The following is a 10,286-nucleotide window of genomic DNA, read 5'->3' on the forward strand; positions in this document are numbered from 1 at the left end:
CAACCTTTCGCCCCGGTCTATGGTAAAGCTGATGTCGTCCACGGCGCGGAACCGGCCCGGCGCCCCGAAAAGGGAGCTTCGCGGCAGGCGGTAATCGCGCGAAACATGCGAAACCTCAAGCAGGGGGCGCGGCGGGGGGGCGGGCGGCAGATCGACTTGGTGGTTCGACGTGGCAAAAAGCATCTTGGTATAGGGGTGGCGCATGTCCCGCAGCAGGGTGCCGGTTGCACCCTGTTCGACGATTTGCCCCTTGCGCATGACGATGATGCGATCCGCCATGTCCGCCACCACGGCGAGGTCATGGGTGATCATCAGCAGCCCCATTCCGTCTTCGCGCGCGAGGCTGCGCAGCAGGTCGAGTATCTGGGCCTGCGTCGTCACGTCCAGCGCCGTGGTCGGTTCATCGGCCACAAGGAGCTTGGGTCGCAGCGCGATGGCCATGGCGATGACGACACGCTGCCGCTGACCGCCGCTGAGTTCATGTGGATAGCGGTGCGGGGGAAAACGATGGGCGGGCATCCCGACCCGGTCCAGCGCCTCGGCTGCCATGGCGGCGGCATCGCTGCGCGAGACCTCGGGCCGGTGCACGCGGATGGTTTCGGCCACCTGACGGCCAATGGTCTGCACGGGGTTGAGCGCGGTCATCGGTTCCTGAAACACCATGCCGACGGTATTGCCTCGAACATCGCAAAGCGCCTCTTCGGAAAGCGTCGCAAGGTCCTGCCCGTCCAGCATCACGCTGCCGGTGCAGCGCGCGCCGCGCGGCAGAAGCTGGAGCGTCGAAAGGGCCGTCATGCTCTTGCCCGACCCGCTTTCCCCGGTGATGGCCACGATCTCCCCCTCTTCGACGAAAAGCGTGACGTCCCGCAGAACCTCGATCCCGTGGATCGACATGGAGAGCGCACCGAGTTCCAGAAGGCTCATGACCGGGCCACCCGCAACCGGGGGTCAAGATGATCGCGCAGCCCGTCCCCCATCAGGTTCAACCCCAGCACGGTGAGGATGATGGCAAAGCCGGGGATGAGCGCCATATGCGGCGCGATGGCCACGAGCGTTTGCGCATCCGCCAGCATCCGCCCCCATGAAGGCGTTGGCGGCTGCGCACCGAGCCCCACGTAGGACAGGCCCGCTTCGGCAAGGATGCCGAGCGAAAACTGTATGGTGCCCTGAACGATCAGAAGGTTCGCGACATTGGGCAGGATATGCTCGGCCGATATGCGTGCCGCCGATTTGCCCGCAACCCGCGCGGCGAGGATGAATTCCCGCTGCCAGATCGACAGCGCGGCACCCCGGGTGATCCGCGCGAAGACCGGGATGTTGAAGATCCCGATGGCGATGATCGCATTGCGCGCCCCGGCGCCGAAGACGGCGGTGATCAGGATGGCGATGACCAGCGCGGGGAAGGCGAATATCAGATCGTTGGCGCGCATGATCGTCTCATCCAGCAGGCTGCCGCGCCGCGCCGCCGCCCATAGGCCGAGCGGTATGCCCACCCCCATGCCGATGCCCACGGCCACCAATGCGACCGCGATGGAAGTACGCGCGCCCACCATGATCATGCTCAGCATGTCGCGCCCGAAATGATCCGTACCAAGCAGGTGGTTCCCGTTCGGTGTCTGGAGCTTTCCGGCGATGTCCAGCGCCGCGTGGTCGAATGGCGTCCAGAAGAAGCTGACGAAAGCCATCCCCACGAAGAACAGCGACAGGGACGCCCCAAGTATCAGGCTCCGGTTCATGTCCGGGTTCTCAGCCGGGGATCGACGGCGGCATAGGTGAGGTCAACGACGAAATTCACGACGATGACGGAAAAGACCAGCAGCATCACGACGGATTCCACAACGATGAGGTCACGGGCAGAGATTGACTGAAAGATCAGCCGCCCGAGGCCCGGAAGGTAGAAAACCTGTTCGATGATGATGGCCCCGGCCAAGAGGAACGAGAATTGCAGTCCGATGATTGTGAGCACGGGGATCAGGGCATTGCGCAACCCGTGCCGCCAGAGCGCCTGACGCGCGGACAGCCCCTTGGCGCGCGCCGTGCGGATGAAATCTTCGCCCAATACGTCGAGTAACGACGACCGCATGACCCGGGCAAGGATTGCCGCCTGCGGCAGCGCCAGCGCGATGGCGGGCAACGTCAGTGCGCGCATGCCCGCGAAAAACCCCGCGTCCCACCCGCCGAAGCCCCCTGCTGAAAACCACCGCAGGTTGATCGCAAAGATCAGGACCAGCATCATCGCGAACCAGAAATTCGGGATGGCAACGCCGAGCTGCGTGGCCCCCATCACGCCTAAATCCCCGGCCTCCCCCCTGCGGGAAGCGGCGAAAATACCGGCGGGAAAGGCGATCAGGGTGGACAGCGTCAGCGCATAGAGAGCCAGCGGCAATGACACCCAGAGCCGTGCTGCGATCATCTCCCCCACCGGGGTGCGATAGGTATAGGAAATGCCGAAATCCCCCTGCAGCAACCCGCTCACCCAGGTGAGATAGCGCGCCAGCTTACCCTGGTTCAGGCCAAGCTCCTCCCGCAGAGCCTCAAGCGTTTCGGGCTGCGCGTTCATTCCCAGCATGAAGCTGGCCGGATCACCGGGGGCGATTTCGATGATTGCGAAGATCACCACCGAAGCGACAGCGAGGCTGACGACGAGGGATACAAGACGTTTGAGGACATATCGCAGCATCGCGGGGAGCCTACGAGTGCCGCAAAGGAGCGTCCAGAGGGTTATGAGGCAGAACCGGCGCTGCAGAAAAGTTTGCCGCGCGCGCGGCATTCACCGCTTCGTGACAGGAGCGGAGCACCCATGTCGGGAACCGAATCGCTCACGGTACGGTTGTCCCTGCGATGAAAGAATTTTTCGAAGGAGAGAAAAATGAAGACGACATTGAAAACACTTGCGATCGCTGGCCTGCTGGGCACCGTTTCTGCACCTGCATTTGCGGCCGCTCACATGAGCGCCTCGATGACGTGCGCTGAATACAAGGCCCTGACAGCTGAAGAGCAGGTCGAAGTTGCCGCCATGGCGATTGCCGAAATCGAAATGGGCAACGACGGTGGAAGCCTTGAAGAAGGTGCACGCGCCGATGAAGACGTCAACGGTGATGACCAGATGAAAACTTCCGAAGAGGAAGCGACTGACGGTGTCGTGTCGACCGAAGGTTCCGTTCAGGCGGATACGCCCAAAGCTGTCGAACCCACCAACAGCAACATGGGTGACGACATGATGTCCGAAGACGGCCCGACCGCAGAGAACATCGAAGAACTGATGCTCGCCTGTGACCAGAACCTCGACCAGATGGTTTCCGAGGCCGCAGCGAACATGAACGGCGTCAACTAAGCCTTCCTGCAAGGCGACGTTAGGAAAAGAGCACCTTCGGGTGCTCTTTTTCGTTCGTGGACGGGGCACGGTTTTCAGCTAAGTCCGGCGGTATGGAGCGCCCCAAATTCATTGGCCACGAAATCTATCGCCATTCCAGCTATGGCCGCTGGCATCCGCTACGGGTTCCGCGTGTATCGACGGTCATGGATTTGTCGCGGGCGCTGGGCTGGTTGCCGCGCGATCAGTTCATCAACTCCCCCCGCGCCAAGCCGACGGCCCTGACGGCATGGCATACCCCTGCCTATATCGACGCGCTTCAACGGGTGGAGCGGACCCAGAGCGCCACGATCGAAGACCGCACCCGCCACGATCTGGGCAGTGTGACGAACCCGGTATTCACTGAGATTTTCCGCAGGCCCGCTACGGCCGCCGGGGGGTCCATACTGGCGGGCGAACTGCTCGCCCGAGGCGGCACAGTCTATAACCCGGCGGGCGGTACGCATCACGGGCTTCCCGACCGGGCCAACGGGTTTTGCTATCTGAACGATCCGGTTCTGGCGATCCTCAGCCTGCGTCGCCACGGGGTCCGCCGCATCGCCTATGTGGACATTGATGCCCATCACCCGGATGGCGTGGAACTGGCCTTTGCTGCCGATCCTGACATCCTGATGATCTCGGTACATGAGGCGCGGCTCTGGCCGCGCACGGGGGCGCTGGAGTTCGAGGGGGCGGGCAATGTGTTTAACCTGCCGGTCCCGCGCAATCTGAACGACACTGGCATGGCGCGCATCCGTGACGAGTTGATCCTGCCGCGTGTGTACGCCTTTCGCCCCGATGCCATCGTTCTGCTCTGCGGGGCGGATACGGTCGAGGAGGATCCGCTTTCCCACCTCGGGCTGAGCAACAACGCCCCGTGGGATGTTCTGCGGGCACTGCGGGACTGTGCGCCGCGGCTGTTGGTGCTGGGGGGCGGGGGGTACAATCCATGGTCCGTCGGCAGGCTCTGGACCGGGGTTTGGGGTATTCTGAACGGCGCGGAGTTCCCCGACCGCCTGTCACCTGCTGCCGAAACCGTCCTGCGGGGCCTTTCGTTCGAAGGCAACCGGCGCGGGCGCAACCCGCCCGATCACTGGTTCACCACGCTGCGCGATGACCCGCGCGAGGGGGATGTGCAGGAGGAGGTTACGGACGGATTGGCCCGTCTGGCGAGGCGGCGCATGCCTGCTTAGGGTTGACGACCCCCCGGAGGGGATCGCCAGAGATGCGGGTGCCGATTACTCGGCCCAGCTGACCCCTGTGAGGTCTGTCGCCTGTGTCGGCGCATTCGCCCAGAGGCCCTGAAGCCCGGACTTCGCGACCGACAACGCCGCAAGCTGGAAGAGATAGCCATTCACGTAATCGTCCGCGATGATCTGCTGCGCCTGCTTCAGCATCTCGGTACGCTGATCGGGGTCCGTGGTGCTGTTCAACCGGGTCATGAGATCCTGCAATTCGGCGTTGTCATACTGAAAATAGTAATCGGGGTTGGCGTAAATGCCGATGTCCATGGGTTCGGTATGGCTGACGATGGTCAGGCCGAAATCCTTGCCCTTGAAGACCGATTCCAGCCACTGTGCCCATTCGACGTTCGTGATCTTGGCGTCGATGCCGACTTCCGCAAGCTGGGCCGCGATGATCTCTCCGCCGCGGCGGGCGTAGGACGGGGGCGGCAGGTGCAATGTCGTCTCGAAACCGTCGGGATAGCCCGCTTCGGCCAGCAGGGCGCGGGCCTTTTCGGGCTCATGCGCGGACTGGCCGGTCAGATCGACATAGGCCGGGTTATGGGGCGCGAAATGGGTGCCGATGGGCGTGCCGTATCCGAACATCGCACCGTCGATGATGGCCTGCCGGTCGATCGCATGGGCCACGGCTTGCCGGACTTTGGGATCGTCGAAGGGCGCCACCTTGTTGTTGATCGCGAGGATCGTTTCACCCTCGGTCGAACCGACCAGTACCTGAAAGCGGGCATCCGCTTCGAACTGGGGCAGGTTTTCCGGCGCGGGGAAACCCGAGAAGACATCGACATCTTCGGCCATGACGGCGGCAAAGGCAGCCGTCGGGTCGGAGATGAACTTGAACGTCACGTTATCCAGCTTTGCCGGTTCGCCCCAATAGTCGGGGTTGCGGGAAAGCTCGATCCGGTCGCCCTGGGTCCAACTGTCGAACTTGAAGGCGCCGGTACCCACGGGCGTCTGCTTGATGCCTTCGATGCTTTCGGGTGCGACGATGACGGCATCACCCCAGGCGAGATTGAACAGCATGTTGCCGTTGGGCTCGCTCAGCTTGATCTCCACCATCGTGGGATCGATCACGTTGACCTCGGAGATCGCGGAATAGAGCGCCTTTTGTGCGTTGGCGCTGTCTTCGGCATTGATCCGGTCGAGCGAGAACTTGACGTCTTCGGCATCCATCGTGGTGCCGTCGTGGAATTTGACCCCTTCGCGCAGCTTGAAGGTATAGGTCAGCCCGTCATCCGAAATTTCCCATGATTCGGCGAGCCCGGGAACGATGGAGCCATCGCTGGCAAAGCGCGTGAGCCCTTCGAAGACGTTGGAATAGAGAACGGAATCGATTGCGCCGGCAGCGGCGCTGGTCGGGTCCAGATGGGGCGGTTCGAGCTGCAGCGCGACGGTAATGTCGGACTGCTGCGCGAAGCCGGCGCTCGCCAGAACGGCGGCGGCCGCGGCACCCTGGAGGATGGAACGAAGGCGTATCATTGAAAACTCCCTGTTTTTCGTGCGCGGATCCTACCTATTTCGCCTGCGCAATACCAGCGTGAGCGTCTTCCCGCGCCTTGTCCAGGCGATCGGGATCGTTTAGGCAGCGGCCCTTTGCAGCGCGAGTGGAGACAGCCATGGGCAATGGTCCCGCGACCCTTGGAATAGACTTCGGCACATCGAACTCCGCCGCCGGTATGCGCATCGACGGTAGCCCTCGGCTTATCCCGATGGAGGGGGGCGAGACCACGTTGCCGACGGCGGTGTTCTTCGATTTCGACGCGCAGCAGGTGGTCTATGGCCGGGCGGCGCAATCGGCGCTGATCGGCGGCGACGAAGGGCGCTACATGCGTGCGCTCAAGAGCCTGCTGGGCACGCCGCTCATGCGTGAAAGCCGGGTGCTGCTGGGCAAACGCACGGATTTCATCGGTATCGTCGGGAGGTTCCTTGCCGAAGTGAAGCGGCGGGCCGAAAAGGAAACCGGGCAAAGCTTTACCCATGCCCTGTCGGGCCGTCCCGTACGCTTTCACAGCGCGGATGCGGACCGCAATGCACAAGCCCTCGTGGATCTGCGCGACTGTTATGCCGCGGCAGGTTTCGAGGACGTTCGCTTCATGCCCGAACCCGAAGCGGCGGCGCTGGCGAACCGCGCGGTGCTCGAACCCGGAGACCTCGGATTGATCGTGGATATCGGCGGCGGCACCTCCGATTTCACGCTGTTCCGGCAGGAGGGGGAGGATGCGATCCAGATTCTGCAAAGCCATGGTATTCGGCTGGGCGGTACGGATTTCGACAAGGAGCTCAGCTTCGGTCAGGTGATGCCGCATCTGGGGTTGGGCCACCAGATCAAGCACGCCTTCGGTGACAAGACGCATGAGGCGCCCGTTTCCATCTTCGCCGATCTGGCGACCTGGCAGAAAATTCCGTTCCTTTACACCCGGGAAACCCGCAAGGCGGCGGCGGATCTGGCGCGCTATGCGGTCGACCCCGATGTGTTCGCCCGGCTCGTTCAGGTTCTGGAGGATGAATTGGGCCATGACATTGCCTTTGCCGTCGAGGCCGGAAAGATCGCCGCCAACGATCCCGCGGCGACCGCGCCGCCCCGGATCAAACTGGGTATCGTCGAAAAGGGGCTGGAAGCGGAACTGCCCGCCGCCCTGCTTGCCGCATCGCTGGCCGATATGGCCGCGCAGATCGCCGAAGCCGGTCTTCGGACCGTCACGGATGCGGAATATGCGGCAGAGGACGTGAACCGCGTGATCTTTGTCGGCGGCTCCAGCCTTTTGTCCGTGGTGCAGGACGCCATGCGCAGGGCCTTTCCCGCGGCTGAGGTTCATCACGGTGCCGCCTTAACGGCGATTGCGGATGGGCTGGCGTTGGCCTCCTCCCGGGCCTTCGCTTAGCTCCCCGCGGATCCGCCCCCCGGCAGCAGCAGGGTTTCCAGTGCCGCCCCCATCACGCTGGCGCTGTCGATCATGTCGTCGATCCCGATATATTCATCTGGCTTATGTGCCAGTTCGAGGATCCCCGGCCCGTAGGCGATGCAGTTCTTGAGCTTGCCGATACGGTCGATGTGTTTCTGATCGTAGGTGCCGGGGGAGGCGACGTAGGTGGGCGCCTTTCCCATCACCTGTTCGATGGCCTTTGCCACGGTACGCACCACCGGAGCTTCCTGATCGGTCATGGAAGGCAGGACGGCGTTCAGCTCCGTAATCTCGTAGTCGAAGTCGTTTCGCGACTTGCGCAACCCTTCGAGCAGGGCCGTCACCTCGTCGCGCACCTGATCGAGCGGTTCTTCGACGAGGAACCGCCTGTCGATCACGATACGGCAGGAATCCGGGACGCAATGGGCGGGCAATCCGTCGAAATCCTCGGCCTGTTCCTTTTGGCCGCCGTGGATGGAGTTGATGTTCATGGTGGAATTGCGCGCGCCGTCGGGCACCACTGGCATCTCCGTCGTTCGGGCTGCCATGGCGGGGAAGAGCTTGTCTTCGAATTCGGCCAATACGGCGCCCATGTGCCGCACCGCGCAATCGCCAAGGAAGGGCATGGAGCCATGGGCGATCTCACCCTTGGTTTCGATCTCTGCCCACCAGCCGCCGCGATGGCCAAGGCAGATACGATCCTTGTTCAGCGGTTCGGGGATGATCACATGCTGCACGCGGTCCGGTGAAAACCAGCCCTGTTCGGCTAGGTAGGCCACACCGCCATAGCCGCCTGATTCCTCGTCCGCCGTGCCGGAAATTTCGATGGCGCCGCAATAGTCGGGCCAAACCTCGATGAAGGCTTCCGCCGCGATGATCGACGCGGCAAGACCGCCTTTCATGTCGCAGGCGCCGCGCCCATAGATCCGCCCGTCCTTTTGCTGGCCGCCGAAGGGGTCGAACGTCCATCCGGCGCCGACTTCGACGACATCGGTATGGCTGTTGAAATGCACGCAATCGCCCGCGTACTTCCCTTCGCGCCGTGCGACGATGTTCCAGCGGGGATATTTGGCGCTGTCGCCGGGCGTGCCTTCGGCGCGGATCAGATGCGTGTCGAAGCCATGCACGCGCAGCCGCAGGTCGAGGTATTCGCAGATTCGGCGGTAATCCTGCCCCGGCGGGTTCAATGTCGGAATGCGGATAAGATCCTGCGTCAGGGCGATCAGATCGTCCCGTCGGTCGGCGATGGAGTTGGAAAGTCTGCTGGTCATATCCGCATGATCATGCGGTCCTTCAACGATAGCAAGGGCGGTCGCATCAGCCGGCGATATCCTTCATCGCCGCCAGCAGCGCGCGGACTTCTTCGGCGCTGTTGTAATGGCAGAGCGATACGCGCACGGCGGCATCCAACCCCAGCGGGGTGAGAATGTTGCCAGAATAATGGTCCGCCCGGCGGATATGCGTCCGGATACCGCGCGCATTCAATTCCTCGACGATCCGATCCGCCGGGACATGCTCCAGCGCGAAACACACCAGCCCTTCACGGGCGGGGTTGTCCACGCCGCCAAGGATCGTCACCCCCGGCAGATCGGCAAGGCCCGGCAGGTTGCCCGCCCCGTGAAGCATCGTATCCGTGAGCATCTTTTCATGGGCATGAATGGCAGCCCCCGCCGCCTCGATCCGGTCCCGGGGGGTTTCGGCGTCGGAAACCTCGCCGCCCAGCCAGTCGAGATAGGAGACCACGTCGGAAAAGGTGGCATAGGAGCCGGTGTCGCGGGTTCCCATTTCCCAATTTCCGGTGGGGCCGCCTGCGAGCGTTTCGATGGGCAGCGCTGTCAGCCTGTCCGATACCCATGCCACGCCATAGCCATGGCGCGAAAACATCTTGTAGGGGGAAACGACATAGCCATCGATGTCATAGGCCGCGATATCCACCCGGCCATGGCTGGCGTGCTGGATGCCATCCACGAATATGAAAGCCTCCGGCGCGGTTTCTCGGATCGTTTTGGCGATGGCGGCTACATCATTGGCGATTCCGGTGACGGGGGATGTGTGCAGGATGGTCGCAACCCGAACGTCCGCCGTGACCAGCGGGGCATATTGGGCGGCGGTAACCTGACCGGTGGCATCGTCATGTGGCACCTCGACATAGGGTTTGCCCGCCATGCCAGCCCAGTGCCGCGCGGCACTGCGGGAGGCGGGGTGTTCGACCGAAGACCCGAGCACGCGCCCGCCTTCCGCGCTGCCCATGATGGCGGTGCGCAAAAGGCGAAAGGTCAGCTCCGTGCCGGATTCCCCGACGAAAAAGCGCCCCCCATCGGTGCCGAAGAACGTGGCCATATCGGCCCGCGCACGCGCGATGATTTCACCCAGCTTGCGCGACGCGAGGTTATCCCGGCCCTGATTGTCGGGAATGGCGGCAAAGCGGGCGGAGGTTTCCACAACCGATTTGAGCGTCAGCGCCCCGCCCGCGTTCTCGAAGAAAATGCGCGGCCCCGTCAGGGGGCATTCCTCCACATGGGCAAAGCGGTCACGGACGGAGGCAAGCGGCAGGGGGGCGGGAGATGACATGACAGGCTTTCAACAGGTTTCGGGCGCATCATTGGTTCAACCGCAGGGAATGCAAGTGTCCTTGCGTCGCACCGCGCAGAATTATCTGTAAAAACCCGCGCCCTACGCTAGATGGTGCGCGACTCATAAGGAATGCGCCGAATGGCCCCATTGATACAAAAGCAACCTTCGGTTGAGAAGATTGCCGAAGAACAGGAAACCGAGCGTTCGGTCAAGAAG

At 62.9% G+C, this 10,286-nt stretch carries 9 protein-coding genes; 3 read left to right on the plus strand and 6 right to left on the minus strand.

Annotated features, from left to right (window positions below; genetic code table 11):
* The 3 genes from A3728_RS08155 to A3728_RS08165 all read right to left on the minus strand — a co-directional run.
* Positions 1 to 924 (minus strand): ATP-binding cassette domain-containing protein (locus A3728_RS08155; protein ID WP_150120692.1); only part of this gene is annotated, 924 nt, incomplete at its 3' end.
* On the minus strand, positions 921 to 1,736 hold the full coding sequence (locus A3728_RS08160) for an ABC transporter permease (RefSeq protein ID WP_067921969.1): 816 nt from the start codon (positions 1,734 to 1,736) through the stop codon (positions 921 to 923). The genes A3728_RS08160 and A3728_RS08155, both read right to left, overlap by 4 nt.
* Complete coding sequence (locus tag A3728_RS08165) at positions 1,733 to 2,680, minus strand: ABC transporter permease (RefSeq protein WP_067921972.1); 948 nt, start codon at positions 2,678 to 2,680, stop codon at positions 1,733 to 1,735. Before A3728_RS08165 ends, A3728_RS08160 begins: the two co-directional genes overlap by 4 nt.
* A 189-nt stretch (positions 2,681 to 2,869) precedes the next feature.
* Here A3728_RS08165 and A3728_RS08170 point away from each other — a divergent pair, with 189 nt between their 5' ends.
* Both A3728_RS08170 and A3728_RS08175 read left to right on the plus strand, forming a co-directional pair.
* Positions 2,870 to 3,334, plus strand: coding sequence for a hypothetical protein (locus A3728_RS08170; RefSeq protein ID WP_067921975.1), 465 nt, complete (start codon positions 2,870 to 2,872; stop codon positions 3,332 to 3,334).
* 92 nt (positions 3,335 to 3,426) lie between these two features.
* Complete coding sequence (locus A3728_RS08175; RefSeq protein ID WP_082851079.1) at positions 3,427 to 4,545, plus strand: acetoin utilization protein AcuC; 1,119 nt, start codon at positions 3,427 to 3,429, stop codon at positions 4,543 to 4,545.
* A 45-nt stretch (positions 4,546 to 4,590) separates the two neighbouring features.
* On the opposite strand, the gene A3728_RS08180 is transcribed toward A3728_RS08175, so the two are convergent.
* The gene (locus tag A3728_RS08180) at positions 4,591 to 6,072 is read right to left on the minus strand and encodes an ABC transporter substrate-binding protein (RefSeq protein WP_067921982.1); all 1,482 of its coding nucleotides are present in this window, start codon (positions 6,070 to 6,072) and stop codon (positions 4,591 to 4,593) included.
* Positions 6,073 to 6,209: 137 nt separating this feature from the next.
* On the opposite strand from A3728_RS08180, the gene A3728_RS08185 reads away from it, so the two are divergent.
* The gene (locus tag A3728_RS08185; RefSeq protein ID WP_067921985.1) at positions 6,210 to 7,475 is read left to right on the plus strand and encodes an Hsp70 family protein; all 1,266 of its coding nucleotides are present in this window, start codon (positions 6,210 to 6,212) and stop codon (positions 7,473 to 7,475) included.
* On the opposite strand, the gene A3728_RS08190 is transcribed toward A3728_RS08185, so the two are convergent.
* Entirely contained in the window at positions 7,472 to 8,767 is a 1,296-nt protein-coding gene (locus tag A3728_RS08190; protein WP_067921987.1) for an acetylornithine deacetylase/succinyl-diaminopimelate desuccinylase family protein, read from the minus strand. The two genes, A3728_RS08185 and A3728_RS08190, sit on opposite strands and share 4 nt — an antisense overlap.
* A gap of 46 nt (positions 8,768 to 8,813) precedes the next feature.
* Entirely contained in the window at positions 8,814 to 10,067 is a 1,254-nt protein-coding gene (locus A3728_RS08195; protein ID WP_067921989.1) for an aminotransferase class V-fold PLP-dependent enzyme, read from the minus strand.
* Positions 10,068 to 10,286 lie beyond the last annotated feature (219 nt).

It is taken from the genome of Sulfitobacter sp. HI0040, from assembly GCF_001634885.1.
Taxonomy (GTDB): domain Bacteria; phylum Pseudomonadota; class Alphaproteobacteria; order Rhodobacterales; family Rhodobacteraceae; genus Sulfitobacter.